At 61.4% G+C, this 16,663-nt stretch carries 10 protein-coding genes; 5 read left to right on the top strand and 5 right to left on the bottom strand.

Features of this window, described 5'->3' with window-relative positions:
• Nucleotides 1-51 precede the first annotated feature (51 nt).
• The 5 genes from ACYU7Q_RS12930 to ACYU7Q_RS12910 all read left to right on the top strand — a co-directional run bounded on the left by ACYU7Q_RS12930 (nt 52) and on the right by ACYU7Q_RS12910 (nt 10,717).
• Nucleotides 52-3,048, top strand: a complete 2,997-nt coding sequence (locus ACYU7Q_RS12930) for a SusC/RagA family TonB-linked outer membrane protein (protein ID WP_460609843.1) — start codon at nt 52-54, stop codon at nt 3,046-3,048.
• Nucleotides 3,049-3,071: 23 nt separating this feature from the next.
• Nucleotides 3,072-4,634: a RagB/SusD family nutrient uptake outer membrane protein gene (locus ACYU7Q_RS12925; protein ID WP_460609842.1), complete on the top strand. Its 1,563-nt coding sequence runs from the start codon at nt 3,072-3,074 to the stop codon at nt 4,632-4,634.
• Nucleotides 4,635-4,848: 214 nt separating this feature from the next.
• The gene (locus ACYU7Q_RS12920) at nt 4,849-6,825 is read left to right on the top strand and encodes a glycoside hydrolase family 65 protein (protein WP_460609841.1); all 1,977 of its coding nucleotides are present in this window, start codon (nt 4,849-4,851) and stop codon (nt 6,823-6,825) included.
• A gap of 33 nt (nt 6,826-6,858) precedes the next feature.
• On the top strand, nt 6,859-9,258 hold the full coding sequence (locus tag ACYU7Q_RS12915; protein ID WP_460609840.1) for a glycoside hydrolase family 3 C-terminal domain-containing protein: 2,400 nt from the start codon (nt 6,859-6,861) through the stop codon (nt 9,256-9,258).
• Nucleotides 9,259-9,460: 202 nt separating this feature from the next.
• The gene (locus ACYU7Q_RS12910; protein WP_460609839.1) at nt 9,461-10,717 is read left to right on the top strand and encodes a metal-dependent hydrolase family protein; all 1,257 of its coding nucleotides are present in this window, start codon (nt 9,461-9,463) and stop codon (nt 10,715-10,717) included.
• A 4-nt stretch (nt 10,718-10,721) separates the two neighbouring features.
• Here the strand turns inward: ACYU7Q_RS12910 and ACYU7Q_RS12905 are convergent, their stop codons facing one another.
• The 5 genes from ACYU7Q_RS12905 to ACYU7Q_RS12885 all read right to left on the bottom strand — a co-directional run bounded on the left by ACYU7Q_RS12905 (nt 10,722) and on the right by ACYU7Q_RS12885 (nt 16,631).
• On the bottom strand, nt 10,722-11,060 hold the full coding sequence (locus ACYU7Q_RS12905) for a DUF4177 domain-containing protein (RefSeq protein ID WP_460609838.1): 339 nt from the start codon (nt 11,058-11,060) through the stop codon (nt 10,722-10,724).
• A 41-nt stretch (nt 11,061-11,101) separates the two neighbouring features.
• The gene (uvrB, locus tag ACYU7Q_RS12900) at nt 11,102-13,144 is read right to left on the bottom strand and encodes an excinuclease ABC subunit UvrB (RefSeq protein ID WP_460609837.1); all 2,043 of its coding nucleotides are present in this window, start codon (nt 13,142-13,144) and stop codon (nt 11,102-11,104) included.
• Between the two features lie 190 nt (nt 13,145-13,334).
• A complete protein-coding gene (locus ACYU7Q_RS12895; RefSeq protein WP_460609836.1) occupies nt 13,335-15,077 on the bottom strand; it encodes a hypothetical protein in 1,743 nt (580 codons plus the stop codon).
• Nucleotides 15,067-15,720: an RNA polymerase sigma factor gene (locus tag ACYU7Q_RS12890; protein ID WP_460609835.1), complete on the bottom strand. Its 654-nt coding sequence runs from the start codon at nt 15,718-15,720 to the stop codon at nt 15,067-15,069. Before ACYU7Q_RS12890 ends, ACYU7Q_RS12895 begins: the two co-directional genes overlap by 11 nt.
• 161 nt (nt 15,721-15,881) lie before the next feature.
• Nucleotides 15,882-16,631 carry a shikimate dehydrogenase family protein gene (locus ACYU7Q_RS12885; protein WP_460609834.1) on the bottom strand — a complete coding sequence of 250 codons (750 nt, stop codon included), beginning with the start codon at nt 16,629-16,631 and terminating at the stop codon, nt 15,882-15,884.
• Nucleotides 16,632-16,663: the final 32 nt, after the last annotated feature.

Genomic DNA, 16,663 nt, shown 5'->3' with positions numbered 1-16,663 from the left:
CGGTACAATCCGTGTGAGCTGCCGGCCGCCTCTGGGGGGCGCGGCCCAACAATGCTCCTGAAGCTCTTGCTGCTGGGCGTTTTGTTTGTTCTGTTTCCGCTGTTGAGCCAGGCCCAGGCCAACCGCACAATTTCGGGCAAGGTGACGGACGAAGCCGGCAACGGCCTGCCCGGTGTGACGGTGCTGGTGCCCGGCACCAGCACCGGTACCAGCAGCGGGGCCGACGGCGGCTTCCAACTCGATGTGCCGGCCACGGCCACCAAGCTGTCGTTTTCGTTCGTGGGCTACTCCGCGCAACAGGTGGATATCACGGGCAAGTCGTCGGTGTCGATAGCGATGAAAAGCGACGCGCAGGCACTGGGTGATGTGGTGGTAGTGGGGTACGGCACGGTGCAGAAAGCCGACCTCACGGGCGCCGTGAGTACCCTGACCCCCAAGGATTTCAACAAAGGAACGTTCACTTCGCCCGACCAGCTCATTCAGGGCCGTACCTCGGGGGTGCAGGTGACGCAGAATAGCGGGCAGCCCGGCGGGGCGGCTACCATCAAAATTCGCGGCAATTCGGCCGTGACCGGCACCGGTCAGCCGCTGTACGTGGTGGATGGCGTGCAGCTCGACGGCCGCTCGGCACGGCCGGGCCTAACCACGGCTTTCGGCGACAGCCCCGATAGCAACCCGTTGAACTTCCTGAACCCGGCCGATATCGAGAGCATCAACGTGCTGAAAGATGCCTCGGCTACGGCAATCTACGGCTCGCGGGGGGCTTACGGCGTTGTTATCATCACTACCAAGCGCGGCAAAATCGGCGAGGCCAAAATCGACTTCAGTGCTTCGAGCGGCTTCTCGAAAATCCTGCGCAAGATTGACGTGCTCGACGCCAGCCAGTATCGGCAGGCTCTCACTTACTACGGGGCACCCGCGACCAATGACAAAGGGCTGAGCAACGACCCGCTGGGTGCCATTCTGCAAACCGGTACCGTGCAGAACTATAACGCGTCGGTGAACGGCGGCAACGAAAATGCCCGCTACCGTCTTTCCATTGGCTACCTCGACCAGCAGGGTATCATCAAGAAAACGGATTTCAAGAAGTACACCGCCAACTTTGCGACCAACCTCAAATTCTTGGAAAGCAAGCGATTGGGCGTGGACGTGAACATCACCACCAACCAGTTCCGCGAGCAGCTGGCCCCTATTACCAACAACGGGGACTTCCGCGGCAGCCTCATCGGGCAAGCCCTGGCTTGGAACCCCACCGACTCGCTGTACAGTGCCAATGGCCAGCCGGTATCGCGGCTGGGCAGCTCCACCATCAACCCGGTGGCGATGCTGGAATATACCAACGACAATTCGCGGGTGACGACGGCCCTGGCCTCGGTGTCGCCCTACTACAAATTCACCGACTGGCTGGAGTACCGGGCTCTGATAGCCGTGAACTACAGCACCGGCATTCGCCGCACTTCATACGACCAGCGGCTGAACATCAGCGACTATCAGCAGTACGGCTACGCGTCCGTGAACACCACCGAGCTGCAGACCCAGCAGCTGACGCAAACGCTGAACTTTACCAAGCAGATTGCTAACGACCTCAACCTGACGGCCCTGCTAGGCTACGAGTACAACAAATACTATTACTCGGGCACGGGCCTGAGCGGGCTGGGACCGGTGAAACTCGTGAATGGCGTGTCCGTACCGGTCGGCTTTGGTACCTACGGGCTGGACTACACCAATTACCTGCAGTACTCGAACCCTTCGGGTCGCAAGATTTCGTCGTTCGCCGACCCGGAAACGACCCTGCAATCGTACTTCGCCCGCGTCGTGCTGAACTACAAAGGGCGCTACCTGCTCACGGCCACCATGCGCGCCGATGGCAGCACCAAGTTCGGCTCGAACAACCGCTATGGCTACTTCCCCTCCGCGTCGGCGGCCTGGGACATCAGCCAGGAGGACTTTCTTAAGGTCGAGGCCATCAACCAGCTGAAGCTGCGGGTGGGCTATGGCCGCACCGGCAACCAAGAGTTTCCGGCCGGCTCGGCGCAGGGCCAGTACACGTTCCAAGCCGATAACAAGGGCCTGGGCCAGCTCACCAACCCCAACCCGGACCTGAAGTGGCAGGCCGATGAGCAGTACGATGCCGGTGTTGACATAGCCCTGTTCAACAACCGGGTGACACTGACTGCAGATTACTTTCATAAGCGGACCACGGGCCTGCTGTACCCGCAGCCTCCGGGCCAGCCCGCCGCCCCCGGCGGAGCCGTGGTTTGGAGAAACCTCGACGGGGTGGTGGTGAACAAAGGCGTGGAACTACTGGCCGGCCTGACGGCCGTTGAAAGCGAGCGGTTTGGTCTGAATTTCAATGCCAACGCCACCTTTGTGAAGAACGAAGTATCGGGCCTGCCCGCCTCGCTCATCATCCAGACGGGCTCGCTTAGCGGCCAAGGCTTGTCGAACGTGTTTGCCGAAACCATTCAGAACGGCCAGCCGCTCAACGGCTTCTACGTGCCCACCTACAACGGCATCAACAGCGCCACCGGCCTCTACAACGAGTTCGGGAAGGCCAGCTACGTGGGCAACCCCAACCCCACCACGCTGCTGGGCCTGGGCGTCACCGCCCGCTTCCTGAAGTTCACGCTGACGGGCAACTTTACCGGGAGCTACGGCAACGTGATTTACAACAATACGTTTAATAGTGTGCTCAACGTGAGTCAGATACGTGCTGGCAAGAATATCGCCCTTGCCGAGTATCAGTCAGGCGTGAAGGAATCGCTTTCCAATGCCGTGACGCCCTCGACGCGCTACCTGGAAAGCGGCAACTACACGAAGCTCTCTAACCTGACGCTCTCGTACACCATCGGCGACTTGGGCAAGGCCTTTAAAGGAGCTAGCGTTTTTGCTACGGGCCAGAACGTGTTCCTCATCACCAAGTACCACGGCTTCGACCCCGAAGTGAATACCAATAAAGCCAATGGCGTGGTGCCGTCGGTAGGCATCGACTACACCGGCTTTCCGCCGGCCCGCACCTTCACGTTCGGCCTCAACTTTTCGCTGTAACCCACCCTACTTGCCTTATCGATATGAAAAAGATACTCAGCACCGCCGCCTTGCTGGCGCTGCTTCCGCTGGCCGACAGCTGCCAGATTACCGAGCGGCTCGACGCCACTCTGACGCCCGAGCAAGCGGCCACGGGCAACGCGTCCTCACTGCTTGATGGGGTTTATTCATCCATGCGCAGCCCATTTCAGGGCGCTACGCAGGTCTTTGCGCTCTCAGAAGTAACAACCGATGAGCGCCTAATGCCCACCCGGGCCGGCGACTGGGACGACAACGGCCAGTGGCGGTCATTGCACCAGCGCACCTGGGATGCCAACCACGGCCAGATTCGTGATGCGTTCAACAACCTGAGCGGGGTGGTTTTCGCGGCTACCGACATGCTCCAGCCGAAGTTCAAGGCCAATACCCAGCAGCAGGCCGAGGCCCGTTTTCTGCGCGCTTTTGCCATGTATTGGCTGCTCGACCTGTTTGACCAAGTGCCCTACCGCGAACCCGGCGAGCTGGTGGTGGCCGCGCCGCGCGTGTACAAGGGCAGTGCGGCCCTCGACTACGTCATCAGCGAGGTGACGGCCGTGCTGCCAAACTTGCCCGATGCGCCCGCCTCGCAGGCGACCAAAGACGCCGCCCGCACGCTGCTTATGAAGTGCTACCTTAACCGGGGTGTGTATGCCAACCGGCAGACCCCGACCTTCGCGGCGGCCGACATGAACCAGGTGATTACCCTGGCTGACCAAGTAATCAACGGCGGCCGCTTCCGGTTTGCCGCCAACTACTATGACAACTTCGCGCCGGACAACTCCAATATCGGCACGGAGAACATTTTCACCGAGCTCAACCAGGGCGGCGTGAGCAGCGGGGCGCAGTATGATTTGTGGCGCTTCATTTCGCACTACAACATGACTCCCAGCGGCTACAACGGTCCCTGTGCGCTGTCGGATTTCTATAACAAGTACGAAGCTGTGGACAAGCGCCGGGGCCAGTATTACACCTACACCAACGGCCCGACCAACCCCGGCCACCGCGTGAACGTGGGCTTCCTGATTGGCCAGCAGTATAACCTGACCACCGATGCCCCACTCAAAGACCGCCTGGGTGCGCCGCTGGCATTCACCGCAAGCGTGGCCATCATCGAAACCGGAGCCAATTTGGAAGTAACCGGAATCCGGCCCATGAAGTACCCTCCTGATTTTACCAACAACGCAGCCGGAGCCATCGATAACGACATGGTACACTTCCGCCTGCCCGACGTGCTGCTGATGAAGGCCGAAGCCATTCTGCGTGGCGGTACCGCTACCACGGCCGGCACCTATGGCAGCACGCCGTTGGCCTTAGTTAACTCTATTCGGACGAACCCCTCGCGCGGAGCCACTGCACTGGCCACCGTAGACCTGAATGCCCTGTACGACGAGCGGGGCCGCGAGCTGTACCTGGAAATGTGGCGGCGACAGGACATGGTGCGCTTTGGCAAGTTCCTGGGGCCATTGCAGGAAGGCCCCACCAGCACCGATGCCCATTACCTCATTTTTCCTATCCCCAACCAGCAGCTTGCGGTGAGCCCTAACTTGGTGCAGAACCCGGGCTATTAACGGATACTCGCGACGGCGGGCGAGCTGGCAACAGCAAGCCACCGCCAGGAACTGTAAAAAAGGGTAAGCCTGTGCTTACCCTTTTTTATTCCACCTCATTTTTTCCTCTGGCATTTTTAACATGGTGATTTCTGAATTTAACCGGCTGCGTCCATTCTGCCGCGCCGTGGCGTTGCTTTTGATAGTAGCCGCCCAATTTCCTGCCGCCGCCCAAATGCCCGACCCCTGGCGCATCGTCGCCGATAAGGTAGACCCGGCCAACTACTACGGCGTGACGGTGGCCAATGGCATCATGGGCGTGGTGTCGTCGCCCGAGCCGTTTAAGGTGAAGAACGTGGTGCTGGCCGGGGCCTACGACCAGTACGGCCGGGGCCGGGTGAGCAATTTCCTCAATGGCATCAACCTGCTGAACATGTACATGGAAATCGACGGCCGCCGCCTTGGGGCCGCCGATGCCAGCCACTTCCGGCAGGCGCTGGACATGCAGAAAGCCACCCTCACCACCACCTTCGACTACCAGGACAAGGCCACCATTAGCTACACCACTTACGCGCTGCGCCACCTGCCCTACACCGTGCTGCTGGACGTGTCCATCGTGTCGAAAAAAGATATTGCCCTGACCGCCGCCAGCGTGATGGACACGCCCGACGCCCTGCGCGACGTGCAGAACTACTACAACGAAATCGACCGGCCGCACGCCACCGTGCGCCTGCTCACGTCATCGGCCAAAAGCCCGACGGGCAAGCTGTTACTGTGCGCGTCTACCACCTTTCTGTTCACGGAAGGGCAGGGGCTGGAGCCGCGCGTCATCCATGAGATGTGGGACAACGGCGAGCATTTGATGAAATTCAGCAAAGCTCTAAAAGCGGGCCAGACCTACGGCTACGCTGTGGCGGGCTCGGCCATCACCTCGGCTCACCACCCCGACCCGCTGAACGAGGCCGAGCGCATGACCATTTTTGCCCGCCTCGAAGGCCGGGAGCGGCTGCTGGCCTTCCACGCCAAAGCCTGGCAGGACTTGTGGCAGAGCGACATCCAGATAAGCGGCGATGCCCAGGCCCAGCAGGACGTGCACAGCATGCTCTACCACCTCTACAGCTTTTCGCGGGCCGGCACCGATTATTCGCCCTCGCCCATGGGCCTTTCGGGGCTGGGCTACAACGGCCACGTGTTCTGGGATGCCGACCTGTGGATGTTCCCAGCACTGCTGGTGCTGCACCCCGAAATCGCTAAGTCGTTGGTTGAATATCGGTTCTGTCGGCTGGAGCCGGCCCGGCGCAACGCCTTCGCCCACGGCTACCAAGGGGGCATGTACCCTTGGGAAAGTGCCGACTCAGGTGTGGAGGAAACGCCGGTGTGGGCCCTGAGTGGGCCTTTTGAGCACCACATTTCGGCCTGCGTGGCCCTGGCCGTTTGGCAATACTACTGCGTGACGCAGGACAAGGACTGGCTGCGCGAAAAAGGCTGGCCAATGCTCTCGGCCACCGCTGACTTCTGGGCCAGCCGCGTGGAGCGCAACGGTCCCGGCCACTACGATATCAAGAACGTGGTGGCTTCGGATGAGTGGGCCGAAAACGTGGACAACGACGCCTTCACCAACGCCGCTGCCAAAGTCAACCTGCAAAACGCCGCCGCCGCCGCCAAGCTGCTGGGCCTGCGCGCCAACTCCGACTGGGCATTGGTGGCCCAGAACATTCCCATCCTGAAAATGGCCGACGGCGTAACCCAGGAGCACGCCACTTACCACGGCGAAGGCATCAAGCAAGGCGACGTGAACCTGCTGGCCTATCCGCTGAACGTCATCACCGACCCCGCCCAAATCCGCAAAGACCTCAGCTACTACGAAACCCGCGTGCCCAACGAAGGCACCCCCGCCATGACGCAGGGCATTTTTGCGCTGCTCTACGCCCGGCTGGGCAATGCCGATAAGGCGAAGCTCTGGTTTAAAGACGCTTACGAACCCAACCTGCTGCCGCCCTTCCGCGTCATCGCCGAAACCAAGGGCGGCACCAATCCCTACTTCGCCACCGGCGCGGGCGGCGTGCTGCAAGCCGTGCTCATGGGTTTTGGCGGACTGGATATCACGCCGGCCGGCATCGCGCAGCGCAAATCCACGCTACCCACCGGCTGGCAATCGGTGAAGATTACCGGCGTGGGGCCGCAGCGCCGCACGTATTCCGTGAATCGGTAGAAAATTGATTGTCAATCAATAAAGTATGAAATCATGCGTAGCCTGTACTGTTTGCATGGCCGCTTAGGCGGTAAGTTTCAGCTGGTGGTCTTGCTGGCCCTGATGGGCAGCCGGGGCGTTTCGGCCCAGGCGCCCGCACCACAGCTGGGCAAGGCTCCGCTCAAGGAAATCCTGGCCGCCCTCACCACCGAGGAAAAGGTGAAGCTGGTGGTGGGCATGGGTTTCTACCCGGCCGGCTTCCCCGAGGGCATTCTGCCGCCCTCCGACCCCGCGGACCGCAAGGTACCCGAGAAAGTGCCCGGCGCGGCGGGCCGCACCCACGCCATTGCGCGGCTCGGCATCCCGTCGCTCACGCTTTCGGATGGGCCGGCGGGCGTGCGCATTGCCCCCATCCGGGGCGTCGACAGCACCCGGACCTACTACGCCACGGCCTTCCCGGTGGCCACGCTGCTGGCCTCGAGCTGGGACACCGAGCTGGTGCACAAAGTGGGCGTGGCCTTTGGCAGCGAGGTGCGGGCCTTTGGCATTGATGTGCTGCTGGCCCCGGGCATGAACATCCACCGCAACCCGCTGGGCGGACGCAACTTCGAGTATTATTCCGAAGACCCGGTGGTGACAGGCAACATCGCGGCGGCTTTTGTGAATGGCGTCGAGTCGAACGGCGTGGGCACCTCCATCAAGCATTTTGCGGTGAATAACCAGGAGTTCAACCGCATGAAAATGAACTCGCAGGTGAGCGAGCGGGCGCTGCGCGAAATCTACCTGAAAGGCTTCCAGATTGCCGTGCGCAAGGCCCAGCCCTGGACGGTGATGTCGAGCTATAACCGCATAAATGGCACCTACACTTCCCAAAGTCCCGAACTGCTCACCACGCTGCTGCGGCAGGAGTGGGGCTTCAAAGGCTTGGTAATGAGCGACTGGTACGGCGGCCAGAACCCGGTGGCTCAGCTCCAGGCCGGCAACGACCTGCTCATGCCCGGTACTACGGCCCAGACGCAGGCCCTGCTGGCCGCGGCCAAAAGTGGCCAGCTCACGCCCGCCCAGCTCGATACCAACGTGACCCGCGTGCTGGAACTGGTGCTGAAGTCGCCAACCTTCCTCGGCGACAGCTACACCAGCCGCCCCGCGCTGACGGCCGATGCCGCCGTAGCCCGCCAGGCCGCTGCCGAAAGCATGGTGTTGCTGCGCAACGAAGCCAAGGCGCTGCCCCTGGCCGCCGGTCAAAAGCTGGCTTTGTTCGGCAACACTTCCTACAACCTCATTGCCGGCGGCACCGGCAGTGGCGACGTAAACCGCGCCTACACCATTTCCATCGAGCAAGGCTTGAGCAAGGCCGGTTTTTCCGTTAATTCGCCCATCAGCCAAGCCTACACGCAGTATCTACGAGCTGAAAAGGCCAAAATCCCTCCGAAAAAGACCTTCTTCGAGCCCGTCCCGGTCATTGCGGAAATGGGATTAGATGCGGCCACATTGCAGCAGCAGGCCCAGGCAGCCGATGTGGCAATCGTCACCCTCGGCCGGAGCGCGGGCGAAGGCGGCGACCGCAAAGTGACCGATGATTTCACACTCAGGACTGATGAAAAGGCAATGCTTCAGCAGGTTGCCACGGCTTTTCACGCCTTGGGCAAGAAAGTAGTGGTGGTGCTGAACGTGGGTGGCGTGGTAGAAACCGCCAGCTGGCGCAACCAAGCCGATGCCATTCTGCTGGCTTGGCAGCCCGGTCAGGAAGGTGGCCACGCCGTGGCCGACGTGCTGAGTGGCCAGACCAATCCCTCGGGCAAGCTGGCCACCACGTTCCCGATGGCCTACACCGACATCCCGTACAGCCAGGATTTTCCGGGTAAGGTGCGGGCCGGTGCGGCCACACCCGCCAATGGTATGGGCGGCCAGGAATCCGAAAACACATATGCCGAGGGCATTTACGTGGGCTACCGCTACTTCAATACTTTTCAAAAGCAGACGGCCTATGCCTTCGGCCACGGCCTGAGCTACACCACGTTCGCCTACGGACCGCTGAAACTCAGCGCGCCCGCCCTCACCGACAAGCTCACGGCCACGCTCACCATCACCAACACCGGCAAAGTGGCTGGCCGCGAAGTGGTACAGCTCTACGTAAGCGCGCCCAAGGGCAAGCTCGCCAAGCCGCAGAGTGAGTTGAAAGCCTTCGCCAAAACCTCCCTGCTCGCGCCCAGCAAGACGCAGACGCTCAGCTTCACCCTCACTGCTGCCGACTTGGCTTCCTACGACACGGCAGCCTCGGCCTGGGTGACCGATGCTGGCACCTACACCGTACAGGCCGCCGCCTCGTCGGTAGATGTAAAGCAGCGCGCCACTTTCCAGGTGGGCAAGCCGGTGGTGGTGGCCAAAAGCCGCCATTTATTAGCCCCGCAAGCCCCAGTGACGGAAATGGCCGCGCCCACGGCCAGCAAATAGGGAAGCTATTCGGAGGCTTCTGCGCTAATGCATGATTCTAACCAAACAGCTGCAAGCCGCGTGCGCAGAGTAGCTTCGCAAGCCGCCCCCGTACCAGTGGGGGCGGCCTTGACTATTTATGCGATATTCTGACTTTCCTGCTGGGCAAACAGTCCGCGCCTGCCGCTTGAGGCGCTTTAGCTGCGCGGTTTTGGGCGGCCTGATGGCCCTGAGTATTTTGCCCGCAACAACGCGAGCCCAAGTTGCTACAGCCACTCCTGCGGTTACGCTGCTACGCCCAGCCGCCGTATTCGATGGTCAGGAAATGCACCCCGGCTGGGTCGTGCTGGTCGAAAACGACAAAATCACCGCCGTCGGCCCAGCCGCGCAGGTAGCGCCGCCGTCTACCGCCCGCACCCTGGAGCTACCCGGCCTCACGCTGCTGCCCGGCCTCATCGAAGGGCACTCGCATCTGCTGCTGCACCCTTACAATGAAACCACCTGGGACAACCAGGTGCTGCTCGAATCGCAGGCATTGCGGGTGGCGCGGGCCACAGTGCACGCCCAGCGCACGCTGCTAGCCGGCTTCACCACCGCCCGCGACCTCGGCACCGAAGGGGCGGGCTTTGCCGATGTGGGCATTAAGCAAGCCATCAACCAAGGCATCATTCCCGGGCCGCGTCTGCTGGTGGTTACGCGGGCGCTGGTGGCCACGGGCAGCTACGGCCCCAAGCTTTCGGTGGATGAAAACGTGCCCCAGGGCGCACAGGAAGCCGATGGCGTCGATGGCATCATCCGGGCCGTGCGCGAGCAGATTGGCAAAGGGGCCGACATTATCAAGGTGTACGCCGACTACCGCTGGGGGCCCGATGGTTCGGCTCAGCCCACGTTCTCGCAGGAGGAACTGACGCTGATAGTGCAAACCGCGCGCTCCACCGGCCGGGGCGTGGTAGCCCACGCCAGCACACCCGAAGGCATGCGCCGCGCCATCATGGCCGGCGTCGAAACCATCGAGCACGGCGACTACGGCACCCCCGAAATTTTCGCCCTGATGAAAAAGCGCGGGGTGGCCCTGTGCCCCACCGTAGCCGCTTCCGATGCCACGGCCCAGTACAAAGGCTGGCACAAGGGCACCGACTCAGCCCCGCCCCGCATCCAGCAAAAGCACGCGAGCGTGGCCGCTGCCCTCAAAGCCGGCGTAACGTTGGCCCAAGGTGGTGATGTCGGTGTATTCGCCCACGGCGACAACGCCCGCGAAGCCGAACTGCTGGTGCGCGACTACGGCCTCACGCCGCTGCAGGTGCTGCGCCAGGCCACCAGCGGCAACGCCCAGATTTTCCACCTCGCCGACCGGGGCCGCGTGGCTCCCGGCCTGCTGGCCGACCTCGTGGCCGTAGCCGGCGACCCCACCCAAGACGTGGCCGCCCTGCGCCAAATCTGGCTGGTGATGAAGGGCGGCGTGCTGTATCGGCAGCCGTAAAAAACTACTTCGGCTTGCGCAGTAAATAGAGCGCCCCAATAAATCCGCCACCACCCCCCATCATCGACGTGATAGGCACCACGCTTACCACCTCCCACCCATCGGCCGAAGCATCGGTCAGCACCTTACTCATGGCTTCCAGCGGTGCCCGACGCTTGTTGATTCCCTCTTCGCGGATATCAGCGACTTTGATAGATTCCTTGCCATTGTAAGCGGGCAAAAAGCTAATTTCAGTTGCACCGTAACTGATGTGCATGTACTGATAAGATGTTGCTGCCGGTTGCTGGGCATGGGCTAGCACAGTAAGCAGAAATAGGGCCGAGACAAATAGAAACCGGAGCATACCAGGATTATTGAGGATGAAAACGAATGCTTGGTACGCTCTTACTCCCGCTTATTCTTCAACATACCCTTCAGCGCGGCCAGCTCGTCGCGTAGCTTAGCGGCCGTAAGGAAGTCGAGGTCCTTGGCGGCAGCTTCCATCTGCTTTTCGGTGGTTTTGATGAGTTTTTCCAGTTCGGGACGCGTCATCATGGCCACAACGGGCTCGGCGGCCAAGGCTAAGGCACTGCCACCATCGTCGGGGCCGGCGTAGCCCTGGGTGTCTAGCACGCGGTAGTCGGCCAGGTCGGTCTGGCCCATAATTTCGGCGTGGCTCTTGCGCACCGTCCGCGGCGTGATGCCGTGCTCCTCGTTGTAGGCAGCCTGGGTGGCGCGGCGGCGGTTGGTCTCATCAATGGCCCGCTGCATGGAGCCGGTGATGCGGTCGGCATACATAATCACCTTGCCGCGGTCGTTTCGGGCGGCGCGGCCCATGGTCTGAATCAGGCTCCGCTGGTCGCGCAGGAAGCCTTCCTTATCGGCATCGAGAATGGCCACGAGGCTCACTTCGGGCAAGTCGAGGCCTTCGCGCAGCAGGTTCACCCCAATCAGCACGTCGATTTCGCCCAGCCGCAGCTTGCGCAGAATTTCCACGCGGTCCAGCGTTTTCACGTCGGAGTGCACGTATTCGACCTTGATGCCGAGGCGGTCCATGTATTTGCTCAACTCCTCGGCCATGCGCTTGGTGAGGGTGGTCACCAGCACCCGGTCGCCCATTTTTACGCGGTTGTCCACCTCGTCCAGCAGGTCGTCAACCTGGTTGAGGCTGGGGCGGATGTCGATTTCGGGGTCGAGCAAGCCGGTGGGGCGGATAATCTGCTCCACCACCACGCCGTCGGCCTGGGCCAGCTCGTAGTCCGAAGGTGTGGCCGATACGTACACCGCCTGCCGGAACATGCTTTCGAACTCGTTGAACGTCAGCGGCCGGTTGTCCAGGGCCGAGGGTAGGCGGAAGCCATACTCAATAAGGGCGGTTTTGCGGCTGCGGTCGCCGCCCCACATGGCCCGGATTTGGGGCATGGTGGCGTGGCTCTCGTCCACCACCAGCAGGTAGTCTTTGGGGAAATAATCGAGCAGACAGAACGGCCGCGAGCCCGGCGTGCGCCCATCAAAGTAGCGCGAGTAGTTCTCGATGCCCGAGCAGTAGCCCAACTCCCGAATCATCTCCAAATCGAATTCCGTGCGCTCCATGATGCGCTTGGCTTCGGAGTCGCGCCCTTCCTTCTCGAAGTAGGCGTGCTGCTGCACCATGTCGTCCTGAATCTGCTTGATGGCCGAATTCAGCGTGTCCTTGCCGGTCACGAACAGGTTGGCCGGGTACAGCGCAATGCCGTTGGCCTCGTCGCTCAGCTTCTTGCCGCTCACGGGGTCAATCTTGTGCACCGACTCAATCTCGTCACCGAAAAAGTAGATGCGCACCGCATAGTCCGCATAGGCCGGAAACACGTCCACGGTATCGCCCTTCACCCGAAAGGAGCCGCGCGTGAACTCCACCTCGGTGCGCGAGTACAGAATCTGCACGAACTGATAGAGCAGGTTATTGCGCGTGTAGCGCATGCCCGGCTTCAGGAAAATAACGTTTTTGGCGAATTCCTCCGGGTTGCCGATGCCGTAGATGCACGACACCGAGGCAATGACCACCACATCGCGCCGCCCGCTGAGCAGGGTGGAGGTGGTGTGCAGCCGCAGTTTCTCGATTTCCTGGTTGATGGCCAGGTCTTTCTCGATGAAAACGTCGGTGCTGGCGATATAGGCTTCCGGCTGGTAGTAGTCGTAGTAGCTGATGTAGTACTCGACCGCGTTGTTCGGAAAAAATGCCTTGAACTCGCCGTAAAGCTGCGCCGCGAGCGTTTTGTTGTGGCAGAGCACCAGGGCCGGCTTGCCCGTCTGGGCAATGACGTTGGCCATCGTAAAGGTTTTGCCGGTGCCGGTGGCCCCGAGCAGCACCTGGGCGTGCTCGCCATTGTTCACGCCTTCCACCAGCTTGGCGATGGCGGTGGGCTGGTCGCCGGTGGGCTTAAATTCAGAGGTCAGTTGGTACTCCATGCAACGCGAAAGGTAGGCCGAAATGGTCAGCCTACCTTAACCCAAATGGCGGGGAATGGGTTTCGCGGGAATTGGAAAAGCGCGGAAGTCAGGCAAACGCAAGCGGGAGCCGTCCGGCCAAACACAGCTGAGGCCGGACGATTCCCGCTTAATATTACTCCTTATATATAGGTATGATTTCTTTCGCCAGTTACCGCCCAAATTCCACACCTGCTTCCAGCCCGAAGCTATAGGGGTGGCTCTGGGCAAAGTAGCTCTGCACCGGGTGGGCGTTCAGCGCCACCAGACCGATTTCAGCCACCGGCCCCATGGTGAAGGCCCATTTGCCCGTGCTGGTGCGGAACTGGGTGCCCGCCGCGCCGCGCAGGCTGCCCATCACGCGGCGGTAAGGCCCGCCCGTAGAGGCAATGGAATAAGTGCGGCTGGCTTCCGGGTCGCCCTGCACATCACTGCGCACGCCCAGCAGGGCCGTTACCACGCCGCCCAAGCGGCCGTAGAGGCTCCAGCCGCGCTTCACGGGATTGCTGTAGCGCACTTCCAGCGGAATGCTGGCCATGCTGTAGCGGAAATCGGTGGTGCGCAACTGATGTTTGGTGCCGGCCTGGCCCAGGTCGAACAACTGCTCGCCCACGAAGGACGACGATGAAGCCGACTGCGCCGTAGCCTGGCTGAATTCGGCCCCGGTGCTCAAGGACCAGTGGCCGCGCAGGTGGCGCGTGGCCAGCAGCGCAATGCGCTGGCTCAGGCCCGGCCGCAGGTTGTTGCGGTACTCGGTGGCAGCTATTTCAGTCAGTTTTGGGGAGTCCGTACCGAAGGCGGCGCCTCGGTCATAATCGAATTCCGGCTCGATGCCGGCCCGTGAGAAATTAACGTTGGGGTTGAATACGCCGGCCGTGTAGCTGGCCCCGTAATGCCAGCGGTGCGCGTCGACGGCGGGCAGTTCTTCAACCGGCACCGTGGCCAGCCCATTCGGCAGCGCGCCAGCATTGGCCAGACTCAAGGATGACTGGCGAGCGGCCAGTAGGCTTACTTCCTCGGACGCAACCGTGGCCGCCGATGCGGTGGTAGCGGCCAGCGAAGTTGTGGCTGCTACACCGCTGCCCGTTGCGCCAGCCATGCCGCCTCCCGCAACTGCCGAAGTGCCGGCCACAGTTGTGCCCGCTACGTCAGCCGCTGCCAGCATGCGGCCGGTATTCTGATTTGAAGTCGATTCTTCGGATTTTGCCTGGGCTGCTGCCAGGTTTGTGACCGACGTTAGCGTTTCGTTAGCAGCTATTGCTACAGTAGAAGCAGCCGTTGCAGTGCGGCCTTCCGGGGTAAGACCGTTCTGCGAAGCTGATTCAGCCATTGAAAGTTTGCCAGCCGAATAGCGGGCCGTTGAGGCCGGACCGAAGCCGGTGTACTTGCCTTGAGTAGCCGCAGCTACGGCCGGCCGGTTCGTAGTAGCAAAGCCTTGATTACCTGCTGATGTAACGTTGGAGTTGTTATTCGTTGAGGTGCCGTTATTAATAGAAGCCTTACCCGACGTAGCCGCTCCGCTAGTGCCGGCTGCCGAATTGTTAGCAGCCAGCGAAGCATCGGACTGGCTCGCTACCTCTTTTATGCCCAGCGTATCTGCATTATTAGCGCGGCCCAATTGAGTACCGATGTTTGCAGCCATTTCTGCACCGCCCAATACATCGGTGCGGTTAGCCCACCAGCCGGTGCCGGCCAGCGTGGCCAGCAGCAGGCTGGCCGCCGCCACCCAGCGCATAGCCACGAGGCGACGGCGGTAGGTTTCGTTTTGCCGAATCAGCAGCGAGTTATCAATCTGGTCCCACAGCATGGGGCGCGGGGGCACGGCGGCCTCCTCGCCCAAGTGATGGCGGAATAATTCCTCCAGGCTGCCGGTGGTTTTAGGCGTAGAGTTGTCTTCGATAGGATTAACGGACATGGCGGGTTGGGGCACCGAGGCGCTCCAGTTTAGTTTGTAGGATGACGCGGGCCCGGGAGTATTGGGATTTGCTGGTGCCCTCGGTAATGCTTAGTAATTCGCCGATTTCTTTATGGGTATAGCCTTCAATAGCGTAAAGGTTGAAAACCATGCGGTAGCGCGGAGCCAGCTCCTGCACCATTTCCAGCAGTTCGTTGAAGTTGAAGTTGCTGAGGGTAAATTCTTCGCTGGAGAGGGTTTCGGGGTAGTCGCCATCACTCACCGCTACCAGTGAAGCGTTGCGGCGGTGCTGACGCAGGGCCGCGTTAATCATGATACGGCGAATCCAGAATTCCAGCGGGCACTCGCGCCGGAAGCTGGCCAGCGTCCGAAACACCGTCAGGAAACCTTCCTGCAACACGTCCTCGGCCTCGAAGGTGGTTTGGGCGTAACGCAGGCACACGGCCATCATTTTGCCGGCGTACTTGTCGTAGAGCAGCTTCTGGGCCAGCTGGCGGCCGCGTAGGCAGCCGTCAATCAGCTCGGCCTCGGTGGGCGGGCTGGTCACGGCCGCACTGCGGCTGGCCGTGAGGCGGGGCGCCGTGGCGGGCTGGTCGGGCAGCACATCATCCGCCCCGAACGCGAACCAGGTAAGCGCGCTCATGCCCGAGCCCGGTAACCCGTGCCGGCCAGGGTAAGAAGGGTAGAGGAGTCCATTTTTACTTGCATAGAAAGGTGTGTCAACCAGAAGGTAACCAGCATGTGGTAGGCCGGCTTATGGGAGATGCGCGCCCACCGGAAAAGGTTGCAAACGACTTTCAGTTATCAAGCAGTTGCTCCCTTGTTCCAAATGTCCCAGGCGGCTTCGGCCTGCAGGCACAGCATTTCAAAGCCGTTTTTTACCTGCGCGCCGGCCGCCCGGCCTTTGGCCATAAACAGCGTTTCGGCCGGGTTATATACCAGGTCATACAGGTAGTGCTGCGCCGTCAGCGCCTCGTAGGGCAGGCGCGGGCACTCCTCTACCAGCGGGAAGGTGCCCAACGGTGTGGTGTTGATGATGAGCTGATGCGCGGCCAGCACCTGTGGCGTCAGGTCATCATAAGTCAGGCCGTGGCCCAGCGGGTCGCGCGTCACCGACCAGTAGGCAATGCCCAAATCGTTCAGCGCCACGCCCACGGCTTTGGCGGCCCCGCCCGCGCCCAGCACCAGCGCCCGCGCTTCGGGCGGGGCCGGAAAAAACTGGCGTAGCGACTCCCGAAAGCCCACTACATCGGTGTTGTGGCCGCGCAGGCGGCCATCCGGCAGCCACTCAATCACATTCACGGCCCCCACGCGGCGGGCCGAGCTGGCCAGCTCATCAAGGTACGGCACCACGCTTTCCTTGTACGGGATGGTCACGTTCAGGCCCGCCAGGTCAGGATTCGCCGCCAGCAGGGCCGGAAGCTCGTCGATAGTAGCTAGCTCAAACAACTCATACGCGTGGTCGGCCAGGTTCTGCGAGTAAAACTTCTGGCTGAAGTACGTCTGCGAGAACGAGTGCTTGAGGGTACGGCCAATGAGCCCGAACTGACGCATGGAATTGAAATTAAAACCGAAAAACAACCCAA

The organism is Hymenobacter terrigena (genome assembly GCF_054776515.1).
This window is presented reverse-complemented; position numbering and strand designations above follow the sequence as displayed.

Bases quoted from the DNA above. Each gene is read 5' to 3' on its own strand.
- ACYU7Q_RS12930 (WP_460609843.1), top strand. From the start codon at position 52: ATGCTCCTGAAGCTCTTGCTGCTGGGCGTTTTGTTTGTTCTGTTTCCG.
- ACYU7Q_RS12925 (WP_460609842.1), top strand. From the start codon at position 3,072: ATGAAAAAGATACTCAGCACCGCCGCCTTGCTGGCGCTGCTTCCGCTG.
- ACYU7Q_RS12920 (WP_460609841.1), top strand. From the start codon at position 4,849: ATGCCCGACCCCTGGCGCATCGTCGCCGATAAGGTAGACCCGGCCAAC.
- ACYU7Q_RS12915 (WP_460609840.1), top strand. From the start codon at position 6,859: ATGCGTAGCCTGTACTGTTTGCATGGCCGCTTAGGCGGTAAGTTTCAG.
- ACYU7Q_RS12910 (WP_460609839.1), top strand. From the start codon at position 9,461: ATGGCCCTGAGTATTTTGCCCGCAACAACGCGAGCCCAAGTTGCTACA.
- ACYU7Q_RS12905 (WP_460609838.1), bottom strand. From the start codon at position 11,060: ATGCTCCGGTTTCTATTTGTCTCGGCCCTATTTCTGCTTACTGTGCTA.
- uvrB (WP_460609837.1), bottom strand. From the start codon at position 13,144: ATGGAGTACCAACTGACCTCTGAATTTAAGCCCACCGGCGACCAGCCC.
- ACYU7Q_RS12895 (WP_460609836.1), bottom strand. From the start codon at position 15,077: ATGTCCGTTAATCCTATCGAAGACAACTCTACGCCTAAAACCACCGGC.
- ACYU7Q_RS12890 (WP_460609835.1), bottom strand. From the start codon at position 15,720: ATGAGCGCGCTTACCTGGTTCGCGTTCGGGGCGGATGATGTGCTGCCC.
- ACYU7Q_RS12885 (WP_460609834.1), bottom strand. From the start codon at position 16,631: ATGCGTCAGTTCGGGCTCATTGGCCGTACCCTCAAGCACTCGTTCTCG.